At 67.1% G+C, this 20,930-nt stretch carries 20 protein-coding genes; 7 read left to right on the forward strand and 13 right to left on the reverse strand.

What is annotated here, in order from left to right; genetic code table 11:
• Positions 1 to 63 precede the first annotated feature (63 nt).
• Positions 64 to 927, forward strand: coding sequence for a cyclopropane mycolic acid synthase PcaA (gene pcaA / locus OQ968_RS23805; RefSeq protein ID WP_324682014.1), 864 nt, complete (start codon positions 64 to 66; stop codon positions 925 to 927).
• Positions 928 to 930: 3 nt separating this feature from the next.
• On the opposite strand, the gene OQ968_RS23810 is transcribed toward pcaA, so the two are convergent.
• The 4 genes from OQ968_RS23810 to OQ968_RS23825 form a co-directional block, all read right to left on the reverse strand.
• Positions 931 to 1,791 carry a cyclopropane mycolic acid synthase family methyltransferase gene (locus OQ968_RS23810; protein WP_324682015.1) on the reverse strand — a complete coding sequence of 287 codons (861 nt, stop codon included), beginning with the start codon at positions 1,789 to 1,791 and terminating at the stop codon, positions 931 to 933.
• A gap of 70 nt (positions 1,792 to 1,861) precedes the next feature.
• Complete coding sequence (locus OQ968_RS23815; protein ID WP_324682016.1) at positions 1,862 to 2,713, reverse strand: 3-hydroxybutyryl-CoA dehydrogenase; 852 nt, start codon at positions 2,711 to 2,713, stop codon at positions 1,862 to 1,864.
• An 86-nt stretch (positions 2,714 to 2,799) separates the two neighbouring features.
• Positions 2,800 to 4,086 (reverse strand): isocitrate lyase, encoded by a 1,287-nt coding sequence (aceA, locus tag OQ968_RS23820; protein WP_324682018.1) that lies wholly within the window; start codon positions 4,084 to 4,086, stop codon positions 2,800 to 2,802.
• A gap of 280 nt (positions 4,087 to 4,366) precedes the next feature.
• Positions 4,367 to 5,161 carry an acyl-[acyl-carrier-protein] thioesterase gene (locus OQ968_RS23825; RefSeq protein ID WP_324682019.1) on the reverse strand — a complete coding sequence of 265 codons (795 nt, stop codon included), beginning with the start codon at positions 5,159 to 5,161 and terminating at the stop codon, positions 4,367 to 4,369.
• Positions 5,162 to 5,323: 162 nt separating this feature from the next.
• Here OQ968_RS23825 and ramB point away from each other — a divergent pair, with 162 nt between their 5' ends.
• Positions 5,324 to 6,739: an acetate metabolism transcriptional regulator RamB gene (ramB, locus tag OQ968_RS23830; RefSeq protein ID WP_324682020.1), complete on the forward strand. Its 1,416-nt coding sequence runs from the start codon at positions 5,324 to 5,326 to the stop codon at positions 6,737 to 6,739.
• 83 nt (positions 6,740 to 6,822) lie between these two features.
• Positions 6,823 to 7,302 (forward strand): carboxymuconolactone decarboxylase family protein, encoded by a 480-nt coding sequence (locus OQ968_RS23835; RefSeq protein WP_324682062.1) that lies wholly within the window; start codon positions 6,823 to 6,825, stop codon positions 7,300 to 7,302.
• A 4-nt stretch (positions 7,303 to 7,306) separates the two neighbouring features.
• Here OQ968_RS23835 and OQ968_RS23840 read toward each other — a convergent pair whose 3' ends face one another.
• From OQ968_RS23840 to OQ968_RS23865, 6 genes are all read right to left on the reverse strand, one after another.
• On the reverse strand, positions 7,307 to 7,585 hold the full coding sequence (locus OQ968_RS23840; protein ID WP_324682021.1) for a hypothetical protein: 279 nt from the start codon (positions 7,583 to 7,585) through the stop codon (positions 7,307 to 7,309).
• A 2-nt stretch (positions 7,586 to 7,587) separates the two neighbouring features.
• Entirely contained in the window at positions 7,588 to 8,982 is a 1,395-nt protein-coding gene (gene lpdA, locus OQ968_RS23845; RefSeq protein WP_324682023.1) for a dihydrolipoyl dehydrogenase, read from the reverse strand.
• A gap of 105 nt (positions 8,983 to 9,087) precedes the next feature.
• Entirely contained in the window at positions 9,088 to 9,621 is a 534-nt protein-coding gene (locus OQ968_RS23850; RefSeq protein WP_324682063.1) for a hypothetical protein, read from the reverse strand.
• Between the two features lies 1 nt (position 9,622).
• A complete protein-coding gene (locus tag OQ968_RS23855; RefSeq protein ID WP_324682025.1) occupies positions 9,623 to 9,901 on the reverse strand; it encodes a putative holin in 279 nt (92 codons plus the stop codon).
• Positions 9,902 to 9,911: 10 nt separating this feature from the next.
• Positions 9,912 to 10,412, reverse strand: coding sequence for a DUF779 domain-containing protein (locus OQ968_RS23860; RefSeq protein WP_324682027.1), 501 nt, complete (start codon positions 10,410 to 10,412; stop codon positions 9,912 to 9,914).
• Entirely contained in the window at positions 10,412 to 11,935 is a 1,524-nt protein-coding gene (locus OQ968_RS23865; protein ID WP_324682029.1) for an aldehyde dehydrogenase family protein, read from the reverse strand. The genes OQ968_RS23860 and OQ968_RS23865 overlap by 1 nt, the downstream gene beginning before the upstream one ends.
• A 68-nt stretch (positions 11,936 to 12,003) precedes the next feature.
• Here OQ968_RS23865 and OQ968_RS23870 point away from each other — a divergent pair, with 68 nt between their 5' ends.
• From OQ968_RS23870 to OQ968_RS23885, 4 genes are all read left to right on the forward strand, one after another.
• Positions 12,004 to 14,040 (forward strand): prolyl oligopeptidase family protein, encoded by a 2,037-nt coding sequence (locus OQ968_RS23870; RefSeq protein WP_324682031.1) that lies wholly within the window; start codon positions 12,004 to 12,006, stop codon positions 14,038 to 14,040.
• Between the two features lie 2 nt (positions 14,041 to 14,042).
• On the forward strand, positions 14,043 to 14,363 hold the full coding sequence (locus tag OQ968_RS23875) for a hypothetical protein (RefSeq protein WP_324682065.1): 321 nt from the start codon (positions 14,043 to 14,045) through the stop codon (positions 14,361 to 14,363).
• A 16-nt stretch (positions 14,364 to 14,379) separates the two neighbouring features.
• On the forward strand, positions 14,380 to 15,294 hold the full coding sequence (locus OQ968_RS23880; protein ID WP_324682033.1) for a crotonase/enoyl-CoA hydratase family protein: 915 nt from the start codon (positions 14,380 to 14,382) through the stop codon (positions 15,292 to 15,294).
• Positions 15,295 to 15,359: 65 nt separating this feature from the next.
• Complete coding sequence (locus tag OQ968_RS23885; RefSeq protein ID WP_324682034.1) at positions 15,360 to 15,872, forward strand: DUF5078 domain-containing protein; 513 nt, start codon at positions 15,360 to 15,362, stop codon at positions 15,870 to 15,872.
• A gap of 189 nt (positions 15,873 to 16,061) precedes the next feature.
• On the opposite strand, the gene OQ968_RS23890 is transcribed toward OQ968_RS23885, so the two are convergent.
• The 3 genes from OQ968_RS23890 to OQ968_RS23900 are packed head-to-tail and all read right to left on the reverse strand — an operon-like array spanning position 16,062 to position 20,863.
• Positions 16,062 to 17,345, reverse strand: coding sequence for an acyl-CoA dehydrogenase family protein (locus OQ968_RS23890; protein WP_324682036.1), 1,284 nt, complete (start codon positions 17,343 to 17,345; stop codon positions 16,062 to 16,064).
• Between the two features lie 45 nt (positions 17,346 to 17,390).
• Positions 17,391 to 20,321 carry an MMPL family transporter gene (locus OQ968_RS23895; protein WP_324682038.1) on the reverse strand — a complete coding sequence of 977 codons (2,931 nt, stop codon included), beginning with the start codon at positions 20,319 to 20,321 and terminating at the stop codon, positions 17,391 to 17,393.
• Entirely contained in the window at positions 20,318 to 20,863 is a 546-nt protein-coding gene (locus OQ968_RS23900) for an MmpS family transport accessory protein (protein WP_324682039.1), read from the reverse strand. Before OQ968_RS23900 ends, OQ968_RS23895 begins: the two co-directional genes overlap by 4 nt.
• Positions 20,864 to 20,930: the final 67 nt, after the last annotated feature.

Raw genomic sequence — 20,930 nt, forward strand, 5'->3', positions numbered from 1 at the left:
CTGAGGCGACGCGCGCGTCCGCGGCGGCTAGCATGCACTGAAACGGAAAGGCTCTGCCTCTATATGGCTGTGCAACTCACGCCGCATTTCGGAAACGTGCAAGCCCATTACGACCTGTCGGACGACTTCTTCCGGCTGTTCCTCGACCCCACCCAGACCTACAGCTGCGCGTACTTCGAGTGCGACGACATGACGCTCGAGGAAGCCCAGCTGGCCAAGATCGACCTGGCGCTGTGCAAGTTGGACCTGGAGCCGGGGATGACGCTGCTGGACATCGGGTGCGGCTGGGGCGCGACCATGCGGCGCGCCATCGAGACATACGACGTCAACGTCGTGGGCCTGACGTTGTCGGAGAACCAGGCCGAGCATGTCCGGAAGGGGTTCGACCGGATGGACACGCCCCGCTCGGCGCGGGTGTTGCTGGAGGGCTGGGAGAAGTTCGACGAGCCCGTCGACCGCATCGTGTCGATCGGCGCCTTCGAACACTTTGGCCGCCAACGGTATACGCGCTTCTTCGAGATGGCCTACCGCGCCCTGCCCGCCGCGGGCGTGATGCTGCTGCACACCATCACCCGCCCCACCTTCAAGGACGCCCGGGCGCGCGGCATGACGTTGACGCACGAAATCGTGCACTTCACCCAGTTCATCCTGGCCGAGATCTTCCCCGGCGGCTGGCTGCCGACCATCCCGTCGGTCGAAGAGCACGCGGGCGCGGCCGGCTTCGAGGTGACCCGGGTGCATTCGCTGCAGCTGCACTACGCGCGCACCCTCGACGCGTGGGCCGCGGCGCTCGAGGCGAACCGGGCTCAGGCCGTCGCGACGCAGTCGCAGGAGGTCTACGACCGCTACATGCGCTACCTGACCGGCTGCGCCAAGCTGTTCCGCGGCGGCTACACCGACGTCGCCCAGTTCACCTGCGAAAAGTAGCGACTACTTCACCAGGGTGAATTGCCCCACGCTGGTGATGCCCCGGCGGAAGAAGTCCTCGCATCCCTGTAGGTAGCGCATGTAGCGGTCGTAGACCTCTTGCGACTGGGTGGCGATCGCCTCGTCCTCGTTGGCCGCAAGATTGGCGGCCCACATGTTCAACGTGCGCGCGTAATGCTCCCGCAGCAATTGCACTTTTTCCACCGAAAACCCGGCACCCTGCGCACATTTGAAAATATCCTCCTGCGCCGGCAACTGCCCGCCCGGGAAAATTTCCGCGCCGATGAATCGCATGAATCGCACGTCGCTCATCGTGAGCTTGACGCCTTGCTCGTGCAGCTGTTTTTGGGTGTACGTCAAAATGGTGTGCAACAACATTCTGCCGTCGGCGGGCAGGACGTCGTGGGCGCGTTCGAAAAATGCGGGCCAACGCTCCGACTTGAACGCCTCGAAGGCGCCGATCGACACGATGCGGTCGACCTTGTCGTCGAACTCTTCCCAGCCCTGCAACCGCACCTCGACGTTGCGCCGGGTCGACAGCCCGGCCAGCTTTGCCTTGCTGTACTCGAACTGGTTGCGGCTCAACGTGATTCCGATGACGTTGACGTCATACTCCTGGATCGCCCGTTGCAGCGCCCCGCCCCAGCCGCAACCGATGTCGAGCAGCGTCATCCCCGGCTCGAGGTTCAGCTTTCCCAACGCCAGGTCGAACTTGGCGTTCTGGGCTTCCTCGAGCGTCATGTCGTCGCGCTCGAAGTAGGCGCAGGTATAGCCCATCGTCGGGTCTAGGAATAATGCGAAAAATTCGTCTGAAACGTCGTAGATGGATTGGGACTCTTCGTAATACGGCCTCAATTGAGCCATGCTCTGCGAAATACCTCTCGTTGGTTGTCGCGAGTATGCTACCCGACGCCGAACCAACCGACGGACCGCGTCAGTACGAATAGAATCCCTGGCCCGATTTCTTGCCCAGCAGACCCGCCTCCACCATGCGCAGCAGCAGCGGCGGCGGACCGTAAAGCGGCTCCTTGAATTCCTCGAACATCTTGTCCGCGATCAGCTTGAGGGTGTCCAGCCCGACGAGGTCGGACAGCCGCAGCGGGCCCATCGGGTGCGAGAGCCCGGCGACGACCGCCTTGTCGACGTCCTCGACGGTGGCGAAACGCGCCTCGACCATCCGGATCGCAGACAGCAGGTAGGGCACCAGTAGCGCGTTCACCACGAAGCCGGACCGGTCGGAGCAGCGCACCACCTGCTTGCCCAGGACCGCGCTGGCGAACTCCTCGGCGCGGGTGGCCGCGGCGTCGTCGGTGACCAGCGTGCTCACCAGCTCGACCAGCGGCAGCACCGGGACCGGGTTGAAGAAATGCAGGCCCAGCACGCGTTTCGGGTTCGTGGTGGCCGCGGCGATCTTCATGATCGGGATGCTCGACGTGTTCGACGCCAGCACCGCGTCGGGGTCGGTGATGACCCGGTCGAGCTCGGCGAAGACCTTGGCCTTGACCGCCTCGTCCTCGACGATGGCCTCGATCACCAGTTGCCGGTCGGCCAGGTCACTCAGGTCCGTGGTGAAGGTCAGCCCGTCCAGCGCGCGGTCGCGCTCCCGCTCGGTCACCTTGCCCGCGCTGACGCCGCGCTCCAGCGACTTGACGATGCGGTTGCGTCCGGCCGTGATCAGCTCCTCGCTGGGCTCGTACACCGTCACGGCGACGCCGGCGCGGACCGCGACCTCGGCGATGCCGGACCCCATCTGCCCGGCCCCGATCACACCCACTCGCTGGATCACTGTGCCTCCTCACATGCGCGAACAGACGCAAAAGCACCTCATTTCGGGCGGAAAAGGGTGCTTTTGCGTCTGCTCGGCAGACTAACTCAGTGGAACTGGCCCTCTTCGGTCGAGCCGGTCAGGGCGGTCGTCGACGAGCTCGGGTCCACCGTGGTGGCGATCCGGTCGAAGTAACCGGCGCCCACCTCGCGCTGGTGCTTGGTCGCGGTGTAACCGCGCTCCTCGGCGGCGAACTCGCGCTCCTGCAGCTCGACGTACGCGCTCATCTGGTTGCGGGCGTAGCCGTAGGCCAGGTCGAACATCGAGTAGTTCAGCGCGTGGAAGCCGGCCAGCGTGATGAACTGGAACTTGAATCCCATTGCGGCAAGCTCCTTTTGGAACTTGGCGATGGTGGCGTCGTCGAGGTGCTTGCGCCAGTTGAACGACGGCGAGCAGTTGTAGGCCAGCATCTGGTCGGGGAACTCCGCCTTGACGCCCTCGGCGAACTTCGCGGCCAGCTCCAGGTCCGGCGTGCCGGTCTCCATCCAGATCAGGTCGGAGTAGGGGGCGTAGGCCCGGGCCCGCGCGATGCAGGGCTCGAGGCCGTTGCGCACCCGGTAGAAGCCCTCCTTGGTCCGCTCGCCGGTGATGAACGGCTGGTCGCGCTCGTCGACGTCAGAGGTGATCAGCGTCGCGGCCTCGGCGTCGGTGCGGGCGATCACCACCGTGGGCACGTCGGCCACGTCGGCCGCCAGCCGGGCCGACGTCAGCGTGCGGATGTGCTGCTGGGTCGGGATCAGCACCTTGCCACCGAGGTGGCCGCACTTCTTCTCCGAGGCCAGCTGGTCCTCCCAGTGCGAGCCCGCGACGCCCGCGGCGATCATCGCCTTCTGCAGCTCGTAGACGTTGAGCGCGCCGCCGAAGCCGGCCTCGCCGTCGGCGACGATCGGCGCCAGCCAGTTCTCCACCGACCGGTCGCCCTCGACCTTGGCGATCTCGTCGGCGCGCAGCAGCGCGTTGTTGATTCGGCGGATGACCTGCGGCACCGAGTTGGCCGGGTACAGGCTCTGGTCGGGGTAGGTGTGCCCGGACAGGTTGGCGTCGCCGGCGACCTGCCAGCCCGACAGGTAGATGGCCTTCAGGCCGGCGCGCACCTGCTGGACGGCCATGTTGCCGGTCAGCGCGCCCAGCGCGTTGATCCACTCCAGGTCGTGCAGCTGCTCCCAGAGCACCTCGGCGCCGCGGCGGGCCAGGGTGTACTCCTCGACCACGCTGCCCTGCAGGGCGACGACGTCCTCGGCGGTGTAGGTGCGGCTGACGTTCTTCCAGCGCGGGTTGGTGTCCCAGTCGTGCTGGATCTGCTCGGCGCTCTTCGGGGTGCCAACGACAGACATGGGCTTGACTCCTTAGCTAAACGGTGAACGGTTGACGCCACTCCGCCGTCCGGCGGTAGCTGGAGGCTCAACTTCACTGGCGTGCTAACTCGACCTTGGCACAGCGGGTTCGCCCTGGTCCACCCATTTCATTTGCCAATTTCCGCAACGGGTTTCGCCGATTTTGCAAATCTTGCGAAGGCACGCCAGAACTTAACCGTTTCAGAAGCTACCGGCCGGTAACCGCAACGCCGCAGGTCAAGCCGGAAAATTGAGCAAGCCGCTTAGTGGCCCGTTTCGCCTACAGGGAGAAGAGCGCGGCGACGGCTTTGGTCTCGTCGCCGACGGCGTATGTGAGGGTTGTAACAGTGCGATCGGTCAGCCCGGGGCCGAACTGGTCGGTGGAGCCGGCCGGGTGAATGTGCGAGATGATCTCGAGCTTGTCGCCCAGGGCGACCGGCGCCTCGTGCTCGATGGTGGTGCGCAGCGGCACCTGCAGCAGCTCGGGATGCGAGGCCAGGTAGTCCTCGACCACGCTCCAGTACACCGAGTTGTTCATGTGGTCGAACAGGTCGATGTCGGTGACCCGGACCGGGAACTCGTGGATCTCGGTCGCGTCGTCGCGGCTGCCCGGCTTCAGGTAGCCCTTCCAGCGCAGCCGATCGATGGACGTGGTCTTGTGCAGGCCCGCCAGGAAGTCGTCGGCGATGCGCGCGGGCATCTGGGTCTCCCGGTTGATGTTGATCCAGAACGCCTCGGACTCGATCAGGCCGCCCTTGCGCCCGTCGATGCGGACCCGCATCTCGCACCACCGGTTCGAGGTGCCCGAGCACCAGCGCCGGCAGCGCAGCATGTCCTGGAATTCGATCGGGCGGATCAGGTCCACCATTGTGCGCCGGACGATCCACAGCGGGTGGGTCTCCTCGAAACCCATCTCGCGCAGCTGGTCCTGGCCGATGTCCTGGATGTGCCGGCAGGCCGCGTCCAGCCGCAGCCGGCCGGTGCGGTCGATGTCGCCGACCCGCAGCGGCCATTCGCGATCGAATACATCCGGGTGGCCGTCGGGCACCGGCATCATTGTCTTGTCCAGGCTCACGGCTTCGCTCCCCGTTCCCTCCGCATCGGTATCCCAGGTTAACCCCGGGCGCCGCTGCGCATGATGCCAAATGGCAACTTCAAAACGCCAATCGCGATCGGATCGCGCCGTCGTGCCAACTCTGCCAACGGCGTCTTCGCAGGTGCGGGTACGCTCGGTCGGGTGCCCAAGACATTCGTCGGCTCGCGCGTTCGCCAGTTGCGCAGCGAGCGCGGGTTCAGCCAGGCCGCGCTGGCCCAGATGCTGGAGATCTCGCCCAGCTACCTCAACCAGATCGAGCACGACGTCCGGCCGCTGACGGTGGCCGTGCTGCTCCGAATCAGCGAGGTGTTCGGGGTGGACGCGACCTTCTTCGCGCCCCAGGACGACACCCGGCTCGTCGCCGAGCTGCGCGAGGTGACGATGGACCGCGACCTGGGCATCGACGTCGAACCGCCCGAGGTCGCCGAGATGGTCAACGCCCATCCCGCCCTGGCCCGCGCGCTGGTCAACCTGCACCGGCGCTACCGGATCACCACCGCGCAGCTGGCCGCGGCCACCGAGGAGCGGTTCTTCGACGGCAGCGGCACCGGGTCGATCACCATGCCGCACGAGGAGGTGCGCGACTACTTCTACGAGCGGCAGAACTACCTGCACGAGCTGGACACCGCCGCCGAGGAGCTGACCACCCAGATGCGCCTGCACCACGGCGACCTGGCCAGCGAGCTGACCCGCCGCCTGACCGAGGTGCACGGCGTGCACATCAACCGGCGCATCGACCTCGGCGACACCGTGCTGCACCGCTACGACCCGCAGACCAAGACGCTGGAGATCAGCAGTCACCTGGCGTCGGGGCAGCAGGTGTTCAAGATGGCCGCCGAGCTGGCCTACCTCGAGTTCGGCGACCTGATCGACAGCATGGTCGAGCAGGGCAAGTTCACCAGCGACGAGTCGCGCACGCTGGCCCGGCTGGGGCTGGCCAACTACTTCGCGGCGGCCGCGGTGCTGCCGTATCGCCAATTCCACGACGTCGCCGAGAATTTCCGCTACGACGTCGAACGGCTGTCGGCGTTCTACTCGGTGAGCTACGAGACCATCGCGCACCGGCTTTCGACGCTGCAGCGGCCGTCGATGCGGGGGGTCCCGTTTTCGTTCATCCGGGTCGACCGGGCCGGCAACATGTCAAAGCGCCAGTCCGCCACGGGTTTTCACTTCTCCTCGAGCGGCGGCACCTGCCCGCTGTGGAACGTCTACGAGACGTTCGCCAACCCGGGCAAGATCCTGGTGCAGATCGCCCAGATGCCCGACGGCCGCAACTACATGTGGGTGGCACGCACCGTGGAGCGCCGCGCCGCGCGGTATGGTCAGCCGGGTAAAACCTTCGCGATCGGGCTGGGCTGCGAACTGCGGCACGCGCACCGGCTCGTCTACTCGGAAGGACTCGACTTGTCGGGAGATGTGGCGACGCCGATCGGCGCGGGTTGCCGGGTGTGCGAACGCGACAACTGCCCGCAGCGGGCGTTCCCCGCGTTGGGCCGCGCGCTCGATCTCGACGAGCACCGCAGCACCGTGTCGCCCTACCTGGTGAAGCAGCCGTGACCGCGGCGCACGACGGTCAGGCCGATCACACCGGCCGCATCCGGCCGGGCCGGTTCCGGGAGCTGGGCCCGATCAACTGGCTGATGGCGAAGCTGGCCGCGCGCCGGATGCGGGTGCCGGAGATGCACCTGTTCACCACCCTGGGGCAGCGCCAGCTGCTGTTCTGGACCTGGTCGATGTACAGCGGGCGGCTGCTGCGGGGGCGGCTGCCGGCGGTCGACACCGAGCTGGTGATCCTGCGGGTCGCGCACGTGCGCGGGTGCGAATACGAGCTGCAGCACCATCGCGGGATGGCGCGCAAGCAGGGGCTGGACGACGACCTGCAGGCCGCCATCTTCGCCTGGCCCGACGGCGGCGAGGCACTCACCGAGCGGCAGCGGGCGCTGCTGGCGGCCACGGACGAGTTCGTCAAGGACCGCACGGTCACCGACGCCAGCTGGCGGCGGCTGGCGGCTCACCTGGATCGGCGCCAGCTGATCGAATTCTGCTTGCTCGCAAGCCAATACGACGGGCTGGCCGCGACCATGGCGGCGCTGAACATACCGTTGGACAGGCCGAGCTAGCTAGCTACAGGTAGACGTCGGCCAGCACGGCCAGCGTCAGCGCCACCGGAAGGACCGGCAGCGCGAAGGCGAACGCCGCCCACAGCCGATTGCCGCGCCGGCGCAGCCACAGCCCCCACAGCGCCGCGCCGATTCCCAGCATCACCGAGATCAGCAACACCAGCGGGCCCCACCGGCCCGCCGTCGCGTTGTCCCCGATCGAAATCGCGATCAGCCACAGCACATACCCGACGACCACCCCGCCGATCGCGCCGACGATGGTCTCGCTGGTGATGTCGGTCATGCTCAGAAGTTGATCATGTGGCCGGTCAGGCCGTGGAAGCACTCCTGCAGTGCCTCCGACATGGTCGGATGGGTGTGCACGTTGCGGGCCAGCTCGGTGGCGGTCAGGTCCCACTTCTGCGCCAGGGTCAGCTCCGGCAGCAGCTCGGAGACGTCGTGGCCGATCAGGTGGCCGCCGAGCAGCTCGCCGTGCTTCGCGTCGGCGACTAGCTTGACGAAGCCGCTGGGGTCGCCGACGCCGTGGGCCTTGCCGTTGGCGGTGAACGGGAACTTGGCCACCACCACGTCGTGGCCCTCATCGCGGGCCTGCTGCTCGGTGAGCCCGAAGCTGGCGACGTTGGGCTGGCAGAACGTGGCGCGCGGCAGCATCCGGTAGTCGCCGAGGGCCAAAGTCTCTGCGCCGGCGATGGTTTCGGCCGCAACCACACCCATGGCCTCGGCGACGTGGGCCAGCATCAGCTTTCCGGTGACGTCGCCGATCGCGTAGATGTGCGGGACGCTGGTGACCATATAGTCGTTGACGCCGATGGCCTTGCTGTCGGTGAGCGCGACGCCGGCCGCCTCCAGGCCGTAGCCCTCGACGTTGGGCGCAAAACCGATGGCCTGCAACACCTTTTCGGCCTTGAGCTCCTCGGCGTTCCCATCCTTGCTGACGGTCACCCGCACCACCGCGCCGTCGTCGGAGATGGACTCGACCTTGGTTCCGGTCAGCACCTTGACGCCCAGCTTCTTGAACTGCTTCTCGATCTCCTTGGACACCTCGACGTCCTCGTTGGGCAGCGCCCGTGGCAGGAACTCGACGATGGTGACGTCGACGCCGTAGTTCTTCAGCACGTAGCCGAACTCCATGCCGATGGCCCCGGCCCCGGCGATGATGATCGACGCCGGCAGCTCGCGGGTCAGGATCAGCTCCTCGTAGGTGACCACGTTGGCCGACAGCGACGTCCCGGGAACCAGCCGGGTGCTGCTGCCGGTGGCGATGATGGCGTTGTCGAACGTGACGGTGTCGGTGCCGCCGTCGTTGAGATCCACCGACAGCGTTCGGGGGTCGGTGAACCGGCCGTACCCGTGGATCTCGGTGATCTTGTTCTTCTTCATCAGGAAGTGCACGCCGGCGACGCGGCCCTCGGCCACCTTGCGGCTGCGGTCGAAGGCGACCCCGTAGTCGAAGGTCGCCTCGCCGCCGATGCCGAAGGCCTTGGCCTCCTTGGTGAAGATGTGAGCGAGCTCAGCGTTGCGCAGCAGCGCCTTGGACGGGATGCAGCCGACGTTGAGGCAGACGCCGCCCCAGTACTTCGGTTCGACGATTGCGGTGTTCAAGCCCAGCTGCGCGGCACGAATCGCTGCGACATAACCGCCGGGGCCGGCCCCGAGCACGACGACGTCATAGTGAGTCACGGCCCCAGACTAGTGGGGCCGCGCCAACCCCGCGGCGCCGAGTGTGGGCCGTAGGTATGCGAACTGCCTTCGACTCGTCCATAGGCCACACGGTCGCGGCTCGGATCAGTACGGGATGACGCCGATCAGGCAGTGGCCCACCCGCTCGCAGTAGTAATAGCCGTAGAGCGGGGCGGCGGCCGCGACGGAGGCGAACGGCCCCGACATCACCGCGATCGACAGCGCCGAGATCAACGGCCTGCCCTGCACCATCGCCAGCAGCACGCCGCCGACCACGCAGGCGACGACGTAGACCAGCACCATGAAGACCGGCAACGTCTTGTCGATGGTGTGATACCACCAGTAGAAGAGGCTCAGCCCCACCTCACCGGTGACGACCCACACGCCGAGGATCACCAGCACCAACTTCCACCACTTGAGGTATTGGTAGCGGCCGGGCACGGTGACCGGCGGCGCCGGCGTCGCGGGCGCCTCGGGCTCCGCCCCCTCCTCGGGCGCCGACGGCTCCTCCGCGGGCGGCCCGGGTTCCTCGGTGTCCGACTGGGCGATCGGCTGCGCGCCGGTGTCGTCGTCGGAGTCGCTGAAATCCGGCACGAACGCCTCCGTGCGCGGGTGGGTGTCGCGGTCCTCGTCGGGCAGGTCAGGCACCGGCGGCCACCCGCAGAGCGACGAGCGCGCCGAACCAACCCGGCGCCAGCGCCAGGATGAACGCGCCGACCATCGTGACCCAGCGACGCCCGGACAGCACGATCGTCACCAGCCCGATCAGGCTGGGCACCCCGACCACCAGCGCGATGGCCACGTCCGGGCGGATGCTGGCGTGGACCGCCACAGCGAACGCCACCCCCGCCAGCAGCCCGACCGCGCTGCCGACCAGCATGGCGCCGGCCAGCAGCCAGGGACGTGGAAGCGGGATCACGGTGACGACCTTACTGCGATTCCCGACTCCCAACGGGGCACGTTTCCGGCGCCGCCGCCGAGTCCAGGGCCACCTCCGCGCCGCGCACCGGCGGGCGTTCGCCGCGCTCGTAGGCCGCGCCGGTGATCACGGGAGTTGCTTGCAATTCGGCCTTTTCGTCGTCGGTCAGCACCCGGCCGCGGGACAGGAACCGCACCCCTTCGGGCGCTTCGAGGCTGAAGCCGCCGCCGCGGCCGGGCACCACGTCGATGACCAGCTGGGTGCGCTTGTCGCCCCGATAGTGCGCCTCGTACTGCGGGCCGGAAATCCACACCGGAACCCCGTCGCCGACGTCGAGCACGCCGAGCAGCACGTCGCGGTCGCCGACGATGAAGTCCCCGCGCGGGTAGCACATCGGCGAGGAGCCGTCGCAGCAGCCGCCGGACTGGTGGAACATCACCGGGCCGTGCCGATCCTGCAGCCGCGCCAGCAGTTCGGCGGCGGCCGCGGTCAGAACGGCACCAGGCACCATCAGAAGAACCCCTGCGCCTTCTGCGAGTAGGACACCATCAGGTTCTTGGTCTGCTGGTAGTGGTCGAGCATCATCTTGTGGTTCTCCCGGCCGAAACCGGACATCTTGTAGCCACCGAACGCGGCGTGGGCGGGGTAGACGTGGTAGCAGTTCACCCACACCCGGCCGGCCTGGATGTCGCGGCCGGCCCGGTAGGCGGTGTTGCCGTCCCTCGACCACACCCCCGCGCCCAGGCCGTAGAGGGTGTCGTTGGCGATCGAGATCGCGTCGTCGTAGTCGGAGAACGACGTCACCGCCACCACCGGCCCGAAGATCTCCTCCTGGAAGATCCGCATCCTGTTGTTGCCCGCGAAGATCGTCGGCTGCATGTAGAAGCCGCCGGACAGGTCGCCGCCCAACTCGGCGCGCTCCCCACCGCAAAGGACCCTCGCGCCTTCCTCTTTGCCGATCTCGATGTAAGACAGGATCTTTTCCATCTGATCGTTCGACGCCTGCGAGCCCAGCATCGTCTCGCTGTCCAGCGGGTCGCCCTGCCGGACGGCCTTGGTGCGGATCGCCGCCAGCTCGAGGAACTCGTCGTAGATGTCGGCCTGGACCAGGCTGCGCGACGGACAGGTGCACACCTCGCCCTGGTTGAGGGCGAACATGGTGAACCCCTCCAGCGCCTTGTCCTGGAAATCGTCGTGGGCAGCCATCACGTCGGAGAAGAAGATGTTGGGGCTCTTGCCGCCGAGTTCCAGGGTGACCGGGATCAGGTTCTGCGACGCGTACTGCATGATCAGCCGGCCGGTGGTGGTCTCCCCGGTGAACGCCACTTTGGCGATCCGGTTGCTCGACGCCAGCGGCCTGCCGGCCTCGGCGCCGAACCCGTTGACGACATTGAGCACTCCCGCCGGCAACAGGTCGCCGATCAGCGACATCAGGTAGAGCACCGACACCGGGGTCTGCTCGGCGGGCTTGAGTATCACCGCGTTGCCGGCCGCCAGCGCCGGCGCCATCTTCCAGGAGGCCATCAGGATGGGGAAGTTCCACGGGATGATCTGCCCCACCACCCCGAGCGGCTCGTGGAAGTGATACGCGACGGTGTCGGAGTCGATCTGCGACAGTGTGCCCTCCTGCGCGCGGATCGCCGAAGCGAAGTACCGGAAGTGGTCGGCGGCCAGCGGGATGTCGGCGGCCAGCGCCTCGCGGATGGGCTTGCCGTTGTCCCAGACCTCGGCGACGGCCAGCGCGGCCGTGTTCTCCTCGATCCGGTCGGCGATCTTGTTCAGGATCGCCGCCCGCTCGGCGGGCGCGGTCTTGCCCCACGCCGGGGCCGCGGCGTGCGCGGCGTCGAGCGCCTTGTCGACGTCGGCCTCGTCGGAGCGGGCCACCTCGCAGAACGTCTGGCCGGTCACCGGCGTTGGGTTCTCGAAGTAGCGGCCGCCCGTCGGCGCGACCCACTGGCCCCCGATGAAGTTGTCGTACCGGGATTCGTATGACATCAGTGCCCCGGCGGCGCCCGGACGTGCGAAAACAGTCATCTGCTCTCACTCCTGTTCTGTCCTTGTGCGATGTAACTCACACTACCGCCGGGGCCACAATGGGCTCCATGACTTCTGAGGCCGCCCCCGGCGGCGACATGACCGAGGACCCGTACCTGTGGCTCGAGGACGTCACCGGCGCCGAGGCGCTGGACTGGGTCCGGGCCCGCAACGAGCCGACGCTGACCGAATTCTGCGACGCGTCCTTCGAGCGGATGCGCGCCGAGGCCCTCGAGGTGCTCGACACCGACGCGCGAATCCCCTACGTCGTGCGCCGCGGCGAGCACCTGTACAACTTCTGGCGCGACGCGGCCAACCCGCGCGGGCTGTGGCGGCGCACCACCCTGGACAGCTACCGCACCGACTCCCCGGAGTGGGATGTGTTGATCGACGTCGACGAGCTGGGCCGCGCCGACGGCGAGAAGTGGGTGTGGGCCGGCGCCGGCGTCATCGAACCCGAATACACCCGCGCGCTGATCGGCCTTTCCCCGGGCGGCTCGGACGCGTCCGTCGTGCGCGAATTCGACATGGCGACACGGCAATTCGTTGACGACGGGTTCGCGCTGCCCGAGGCCAAGTCGCAGGTCACCTGGGCCGACCCGGACACCGTGCTGGTGGGCACCGATTTCGGCGCCGGCTCGCTCACCGAATCGGGCTACCCGCGGGTGATCAAGCGGTGGCGGCGGGGCACGCCGCTGGCCGAGACGCAGACCGTGTTCGAGGGCACCGCTTCCGACGTCCGGGTCTCCGCCTCGGTGGACCGGACACCCGGCTTCGAGCGCACCCTGCTGCTGCGCGCGCTCGACTTCTGGAACGACGAGGTCTACGAGCTGCGGGGCCCGGAGCTGATCCGCATCGACGCGCCCACCGACGCAGGCGTGTCGGTGCACCGCGAGTGGATTTTGATCGAGCTGCGCAGCGACTGGTACTTCCGCGACGCGGTGTATGCCGCGGGTTCGCTGCTGGCCGCTGATTACGACGAATTCCTCGCCGGCACAGTGCAATTGCGGGTGGTGTTCGAGCCCGACGAGCACACCGCGCTGAACCACTACGCGTGGACCAAGGATCGGCTGCTGATCGTCACGCTGGCCGACGTGGCCAGCCGCGTGGAGATCGCAACGCCCGGCGAGTGGCGGCGCGAGCCGGTGCCGGGCATTCCTCCCGCCACCAACACCGTCGTGGCCGCCGCCGACCACACCGGCGACGAGTTCTTCCTCGACTCCAGCGGGTTCGTCACGCCGTCGCGGCTGATGCGCGGCGCCGGCGACGGGAAACTGGAGCCGATCAAATCCGCGCCGGCGTTCTTCGACACCGAAAACCTGTCCGTGGCACAGCATTTCGCGATGTCGGACGACGGGACGTCCATCCCCTACTTCGTGGTGCGGCCCCGCGACGCCGACGGCCCGGGCCCCACCCTGCTGAGCGGCTACGGCGGGTTCGAGGTGGCCAGGACGCCCGGATACGACGGCGTGCTGGGCCGGCTGTGGCTGGCCCGCGGCGGAACCTTCGTGATGGCCAACATCCGCGGCGGCGGCGAGTACGGGCCCGGCTGGCACACCCAGGCGATGCGCGAGGGCCGGCACAAGGTGGCCGAGGATTTCGCCGCGGTGGCAACCGATCTGGTGAGCCGCGGCATCACGACCGTCGAGCAGCTCGGCGCCCGCGGCGGCAGCAACGGCGGGCTGCTGATGGGCATCATGCTCACCCAGTACCCGGAGAAGTTCGGCGCGCTGGTGTGCGACGTGCCGCTGCTGGACATGAGGCGCTACCACCTGCTGCTCGCGGGCGCCTCCTGGGTGGCCGAGTACGGCGACCCGGACAACCCGGACGATTGGGCGTTCATCTCGAAATACTCGCCGTACCAGAACATTTCGCCGACGCGGCGGTACCCGCCGGTGCTGTTCACCACGTCCACCCGCGACGACCGGGTGCACCCGGGCCATGCTCGCAAGATGGCGGCGGCGTTGCAGGCCGCCGGCCACCGGGCGTGGTACTACGAGAACATCGAGGGCGGGCACGCCGGCGCGGCCGACAACGAGCAGGTCGCGTTCAAGTCGGCGCTGAGTTTCTCGTTCCTGTGGCGGATGCTGGGAGGCCAAGCGTGAAGATCCTCGACGTCATCGAACTCGGCCTGATCGTCGCCGGGCTGGTCCTGATCCTCGCCGGTTGGGCGCAGTCGCGGTTTCGCTTCATCGCCGACCGCCGCAAGGGCCGCTACTTCTACTGGGGGGTGTCGGCCCTGGGCATCCTCTTTTTCGCCTTCGGCACCGGCCAACTCTGGCCGAACGGTGTCATGACGACGCTGATCTTCGGCGCCATCGTCGTGCTGACGGCCTACCTGACGACGCCCTACCTGAAGATCGGTGACCGGATTTACGCGTCGGACCCGGAAAACCGCGAACCCGATCCGCCCGCCCCGGAGCCCTGACCCCACACTTGGCGCTATGAAACAGCCAGACTTCGAGACGCTGCTGTACAGCACGGCCGGACCGGTCGCCACCATCACGCTGAACCGCCCGGACCAGCTCAACACGATCGTCCCGCCGATGCCCGACGACATCGAGGCGGCGGTGGGGCGCGCCGAGCGCGACCCCGACATCAAGGTCATCGTGCTGCGCGGCGCCGGCCGCGCCTTCTCCGGCGGCTACGACTTCGGCGGCGGCTTCCAGCACTGGGGCGATGCCATGATGACCGACGGCCGGTGGGACCCGGGCAAGGATTTCGCGATGGTCACCGCCCGCGAGACCGGGCCGACGCAGAAGTTCATGGCCATCTGGCGGGCGTCCAAGCCCGTGATCGCGCAGGTCCACGGCTGGTGCGTGGGCGGGGCCAGCGACTACGCGCTGTGCGCCGACATCGTCGTCGCCAGCGAGGACGCCGTGATCGGCACCCCGTACAGCCGGATGTGGGGTGCCTACCTGACCGGGATGTGGCTGTACCGGTTGAGCCTGGCCAGAGCGAAATGGCACTCGCTGACGGGCCGGCCGCTGACCGGGGTGCAGGCCGCCGAGGTGGAGCTGATCAACGAGGCGGTGCCGTTCGAGCGCCTCGAGGCGCGGGTCGCCGAGATCGCCGCCGAGCTGGCCCGGATCCCGCTGTCCCAGCTGCAGGCGCAGAAGCTGATCGTCAACCAGGCCTACGAGAACATGGGCCTGGCGTCGACCCAGACGCTGGGCGGCATCCTCGACGGCCTGATGCGCAACACCCCCGACGCGCTCGACTTCATCAACACCGCCGAAACGCGTGGTGTGCGGGCCGCGGTCGAGCGCCGCGACGGCCCGTTCGGCGACTACAGCCAGGCCCCCGCGGAGCTGCGGCCGGACCCGTCGCACGTCATCATCCCTGATAGCGGTGCTTAGTAAGCTAGGTTACGAATTTTCGATCCGCTGTTCGCGGGCACCTGGAAAGTGCTACCGTAGCCTCTATGTCTCGGCTCAGCACCAGCCTGCGTGCAGGCACCATGTTTCTCGCCCTGGGCGTCGCCGCTGCGATTTTCCCGACGACCGCCACGGCCGATTCCACCGAAGACTTCCCGATCCCGCGCCGGATGATCAACACCACCTGCGACGCCGAGCAATACCTGGCGGCCGCGCGGGACACCAGCCCGGTGTACTACCAGCGCTACATGATCGACTTCGACAACCACCCGAACGTCCAGCAGGCGACGATCGACAAGGCGCACTGGTTCCTCTCGCTGTCGCCGGCGGACCGCAGGAACTACTCCGAGAACTTCTATGCGCCCCAGTCCGATCCGCTGTGGCTGGCCTGGCCCAACCACATGAAGATCTTCTTCAACAACAAGGGCGTCGTCGCCAAGGCCACCGACATCTGCAACCAGTACCCGCCCGGCGACATGTCGGTCTGGGACTGGGCCGAGCCGACCGGTCCGCCTGGGTGGCCTGGACCTCCCAAGGGTCTGGCGGCTCCTCCTCAGTAATGCGGTGACGGCGCCCGGATCCCGCCGTCAGCTCACGCTCAAGGCCCAGCATTCACAGTCGATCCCGCAGCCGTTGAGCGTGAATCGTGGGCTTCGGGCGTGCGCCCAGGGCGGGAAAATCGTCCGGATCCCGCCGTCGGTTCACCCTCAAAGCCCAGCATTCACAGTCGATCCCGCGAGACGCCCGCGTCAGCGCCGGCCGGCGAAGTACTTCTGGTAGGTCTCGGCCGCCGCGCGCAACTCGGGGTCGGCCGCAAACTTCGACTCGAACTTCGCCCACGCCGCCGCGCGCTTGGCGGGGAGGTACTCGGTGGGCCAGTACGGGTGCTCCTGCGGCCGGTAGTCGCGAAGCACGCGGCGGGCCACGGTGGCCTTGTGCACCTCGTCGGCGCCGTCGGCCAGGCCCATCGCCGGTGCGCCCGCATACATCGCCTGCAACGGGGTGAGGTCGGTGGTGCCGAGTGACCCGAGGATGTGCAGGGCGTTGAACGACACCTCGCGCAGCACCCTCGCCATCGTGAACTTGACGGTCGCGATGTCGGTGCGGGCGTCCTTGGTGCTGGAATTGTCGATCTTCCAAGCGGTTTCGAGCACCAGCAGCCGCAGCATGCGAATCGCGGCGTAGGAGTCGGCGATCCTCTCCTGCACCATCTGGTGCTCGGCGATCACCTTGCCGTGCGACTCCCGCGACAGCGCCCGCTCGCACATCATGTCGAACGCCAGCTTGCACTGGGCGATGGTGCGCATTGCGTGGTGGATGCGCCCGCCGCCGAGGCGGCGCTGCGCCAGGGTTTTCGCCCCGTCCTCGGGGCCGAGCAGGTGGTCGAGCGGAACCCGGACGTCCCGGTAGACGATGTGGTTGTGGTTGCGCGGCTCCGGCTGGATCTCCACCCCCGGCGTCTTGCGCGGCACGACGAACATGCCGTTGGTGCACATGACGAACAGGATGTCGGCGACGCGGCCCGCCGACGTGAACCACTTCTCCCCGGTGATGACCCACTCGTCGCCGTCGCGCACGGCGCGCGTCTTGAACAGGTTGGGGTCGGACCCGCCCTGGGGCTCGGTCATCGAGTAGGCCGAGAACATCTCCTGGTCGAGCAGCGGCCGCAACCAGCGCCGTTTCTGCTCCTCGGTGCCGTAGGCGGCGAGCATCTCGATGTTGCCGGTGTCGGGGGCGGCGGCGCCGAACATCTGCGGGGCGGCCGGATAGCGGCCGATGACCTCGTTCAGCAGCGCCAGCTTCAGTTGCCCGAAGCCGGGGCCGCCCAGTTCCTTGTCGAGGAAGATCGCCCACAGCCCCTGGTCCTTGATCTGCTGCTGCAGGCCGCGGACGTAGGCCTTCACCGCGGGGTCGGGCGAGCGGACCGCGTAGGGGAACACCAACCCCAGCGGCTCGATCTCCTCGCGGCAGAACTCCTCGACCCAGTCGAGCTTGCGCTGAAAGTCCGGATCGGTCGAGAAGTCCCACGCCATGGTGGTCTACGTTCTGCTATGCCGGCGACGCTGTCAATGCAAGGATCAGCGCGCCTGTACCACCCCGCCCGCCGGGCGCTCCTCGACGTCCTTGAGGAGCAAATCGCGCACCGCGGGACGCGGTCCGTACGGTCGCAGCATGGTGCTGGCCGGCCGTGGACGCACATGCTGCGGCCACCAGAACCAGCGCCCGAGCAGGGTGGCCAGCGACGGTGTCATGAACGCCCGCACAACCAAGGTGTCGAACAACAAACCCAGCGCGATCGTCGTACCCACCTGGGCCATCACCAGCAGCGGGCTGAACATGAACGTGGCCATGGTCGCGGCGAACACCAGACCGGCGGAGGTCACCACCGAGCCCGAACCGGCCATCGCGCGGATCGTCCCCGTTCTGAGCCCGGCGTGGATTTCCTCCTTGAACCGCGATATCAGCAGCAGGTTGTAGTCCGAGCCGACCGCCAGCAGCAGGATGATCGCCATTGCCAGCACCATCCAGTGCAACTTCATGCCCAGGATGTACTGCCATAGGAGCACGGAGAGTCCGAACGAGGCGCCCAGCGACAGCAACACCGTACCGACGATCACAAAGGCGGCCACGGCGCTTCGGGTGATCACCAGCATGATGATGAAAATCAGTGTGGCTGCGGCAATTCCGGCGATCAGCAGGTCGATGTTGGAGCCGTCGTGCATGTCCTTGTACGTCGCGGCGGTGCCGCCGAGGTAGACCTTGGCGCCCTCCCAGGGCGTGCCCTTGATCGCCTCGTGCACGGCCTGCTTGATCGGTTCGATGTGTTTGATGCCTTCAGGACTCGCCGGGTCGCCCTCATGGGAGATGATCAACCGGACGGCGTGGCCGTCGGGCGAGATGAAATTTTTAAGACCCCGGGCGAAGTCCGGGCTCTTGAACGCCTCCGGCGGAAGGTAGAACGTGTCGTCGTTCTTCGCCTTGTCGAAGGCATCGCCCTGGGCGGTGGCGTTGTCGGCCTGCGCTTTCGCCTGGTCGTTGAGACCCTGTGTGATCGCATAGTTCGACATGATGGTGTCGAGGTTGTGCTGCTGACTCTCGATCTGCGGCGGGATCAGCGCCACCAGCTGCGGCTGGATCCGATCCAGCTTGTCCAGGTTCGCGCTGAGCTCCACGATGTTCTCGGCCACCTGGTCGATGCCGTCGAGCGCGTTCAGGACCGACCGTAGCGCCCAGCAGACCGGAATGTCGAAACAGTGCTTCTCCCAATAGAAGTAGCTGCGGATCGGCCGGAAGAAGTCGTCGAAGTTGGCGATGTCGTCGCGCAACGCCTCGGTGATCCGCACGGTTTCTTTGGTGAGCCTGGTGGTTTCGTGCGTCGTGTTGCTGAGATCCTGGGTCACCTGCATCTGCTCACGCAGCGTTGCCATCGTCTTGCGCAGCTCGTCCGCCTGCTTGAGCAGGTTTGCCGCCTGCTCCTCCTGATAGTGCTGGGTCTGGATCCGCCCTGCGGCTTGTGCACTCATCTGGAAACCGAGGGTGCTGTGGTCGAGCGGCGTGCCCAACGGCCGGGTGATGGTCTGCACCCGGCCGATGCCGGGGATGTGGAACACCGCCTTGGCAACCTTGTCCAGGACCAGGAAATCGGCCGGGTTACGCAGGTCGTGATCGGTCTCGATCATCAACAGCTCGGGGTTGAGCCGGGCCTGGTCGAAGTGCCGGTCCGCGGCGGCATAACCGACATTGGCCGGGGTGTCCGCCGGCAGGAAGTGGCGGTTGTCGTAGTCCGTCTTGTAACCGGGCAGGGCGAGCAGACCAACCAGCGCGACCCCGATGGTCACCGCGAGAACCGGTGCGGGCCAGCGGACGACCGCGGTGCCGATCCGGCGCCAGCCCCGAGTCTGCAGCTTTCGCTTCGGATCCAGGAGCTTGAAGAATGACGCCACCGTCAGGATCGCCGGAGCCAGCGTCAAGGCCGCGAGCACCGCGACCAGCATGCCGACCGCACAAGGCACCCCCAGCGACTGGAAGTACGGCAGCCGGCAGAAGCTCAGGCAATACATCGCGCCGGCGATGGTCAGGCCCGATCCCAGCACTACGTGCGCGGTGCTGTGGAACATGGTGTAGAACGCTTGTTCGCGGGTCTCGCCCAGACCACGGGCCTCGTGATAGCGCCCGACCACGAAGATCGCGTAGTCCGTCCCGGCGGCGATCGCCATAAGCACCAGCATGTTGTTGGCGAAGGTCGACAGCCCCATGACGCCGTAGTTACCGAGCGTCGCGACGACACCGCGGGCCGCCGCCAGCTCGATGAACACCATCGTCAGCATGATCAGCATGGTGACGAACGAGCGGTAGACGAACAGCAGCATCAACACGATGACGAGGAAGGTGACGAGCGTGACCGTCGCGACGCCCTTCTCACCCGCGTGGGACTGATCGGCGAACAGCGGACCCGCCCCGGTGACGTAGGCCTTGATTCCCGGCGGCGCGGGCACCGAGTCCACGATCTTGCGGACGGCCAAGGCGGACTCGGTCGCCTGCCCGCCGCCCATGTTGCCGGTGAGGTAAACCTGGACGTACGCGGCCTTTTGATCGTGGCTCTGGGAACCCGCCGCCGTCAGCGGATCGCTCCAGAAATCCTGGACGTGCTGAACGTGTTTCTTGTCTTGCTCGACGCGCCTGACGATCTCGTCGTAGTAGCGGTGCGCTTCGGGCCCGAGGGGCTTGTCGCCCTCCAGCAGGATCATGGCCGAGTTGTCGGAGTTGAACTCTTTGAACGTCGATCCGACCTTCATCATCGACTGAAAGGATGCCGCGTCGGTCGGACTCATCGACACCGAGTGGGTTTTGGCGACGACCTCCAGCTGCGGCGCCACGGTGTTGGTGACGAACACGATGCCCAGCCACACCAGCACGATCGGCAGGGCCAGCCGATGGATCATCCGCGGCAGGAACGGCGGGATCAGCGGCTGATCGACGCGCGGCGGAGCCTCGCCCGGCTCGCTCATGCGGACTTGTCCAGGCAGTAGACGAAGGCGTTCACGGTTTGGCTGGGATCCGAGCGATTCGGGGTCTTGATGACGTCACCACTCCCGTCGTGCTTGTTCACCACGAACTGGCAGGCGATCCAACTGCCGTCTCCTTGCGCCACCAGGTTTGCCGGGATGCCGGGCTTGGTTGAACTCAATACCTTGCTCCAGGGCAGGGGCACGTTGAGGGCCTGCTGCGGGTGGGAGTTCTCGTCGAGGTAGTTGATGGTTGCCGTGCTGCCCGGTGGGCCCCAGACCTGAAGCGTGATCGTCTTGGCGTTGAACTCGTCGAGGACCTCGCCCGAGGTGCCGCCGCCGAACGAACCGCGGTGAACGCCGAAGACGCCGTGCAACCGGTACACCACGAATCCCGATACCGCGACGACAGCTGCGATCGTGAGCACCAGCCAGAAACGGCTCAGCAACCCCTTTTTGGTGCGCTGCGGGGCGACCTTGTTGCCCTCGCCGCGGGCGGAGTCCTGCTTCCTCAGCGGCTCGGTCCTTGGCTCAGTCGTCGTCATGGGCGCTTCAAGTCCTCCCCCACGGGCCGAAACATTAGTTGGCCTAAGCGTAACCCTAGCGATGACC

The organism is Mycobacterium sp. 663a-19 (assembly GCF_035616495.1).
Lineage (GTDB): Bacteria > Actinomycetota > Actinomycetes > Mycobacteriales > Mycobacteriaceae > Mycobacterium.

Excerpts from the sequence above, each read along its gene's own strand:
- OQ968_RS23870 (WP_324682031.1), top strand. The coding sequence starts at position 12,004 with ATGACTTCTGAGGCCGCCCCCGGCGGCGACATGACCGAGGACCCGTAC.
- OQ968_RS23900 (WP_324682039.1), bottom strand. The coding sequence starts at position 20,863 with ATGACGACGACTGAGCCAAGGACCGAGCCGCTGAGGAAGCAGGACTCC.
- OQ968_RS23810 (WP_324682015.1), bottom strand. The coding sequence starts at position 1,791 with ATGGCTCAATTGAGGCCGTATTACGAAGAGTCCCAATCCATCTACGAC.
- OQ968_RS23890 (WP_324682036.1), bottom strand. The coding sequence starts at position 17,345 with ATGGCGTGGGACTTCTCGACCGATCCGGACTTTCAGCGCAAGCTCGAC.
- pcaA (WP_324682014.1), top strand. The coding sequence starts at position 64 with ATGGCTGTGCAACTCACGCCGCATTTCGGAAACGTGCAAGCCCATTAC.
- OQ968_RS23860 (WP_324682027.1), bottom strand. The coding sequence starts at position 10,412 with ATGGTGCCTGGTGCCGTTCTGACCGCGGCCGCCGCCGAACTGCTGGCG.
- OQ968_RS23885 (WP_324682034.1), top strand. The coding sequence starts at position 15,360 with ATGTCTCGGCTCAGCACCAGCCTGCGTGCAGGCACCATGTTTCTCGCC.
- OQ968_RS23880 (WP_324682033.1), top strand. The coding sequence starts at position 14,380 with ATGAAACAGCCAGACTTCGAGACGCTGCTGTACAGCACGGCCGGACCG.
- aceA (WP_324682018.1), bottom strand. The coding sequence starts at position 4,086 with ATGTCTGTCGTTGGCACCCCGAAGAGCGCCGAGCAGATCCAGCACGAC.
- OQ968_RS23840 (WP_324682021.1), bottom strand. The coding sequence starts at position 7,585 with ATGACCGACATCACCAGCGAGACCATCGTCGGCGCGATCGGCGGGGTG.
- OQ968_RS23865 (WP_324682029.1), bottom strand. The coding sequence starts at position 11,935 with ATGACTGTTTTCGCACGTCCGGGCGCCGCCGGGGCACTGATGTCATAC.
- OQ968_RS23835 (WP_324682062.1), top strand. The coding sequence starts at position 6,823 with ATGGCGAAGCTGGCCGCGCGCCGGATGCGGGTGCCGGAGATGCACCTG.
- OQ968_RS23895 (WP_324682038.1), bottom strand. The coding sequence starts at position 20,321 with ATGAGCGAGCCGGGCGAGGCTCCGCCGCGCGTCGATCAGCCGCTGATC.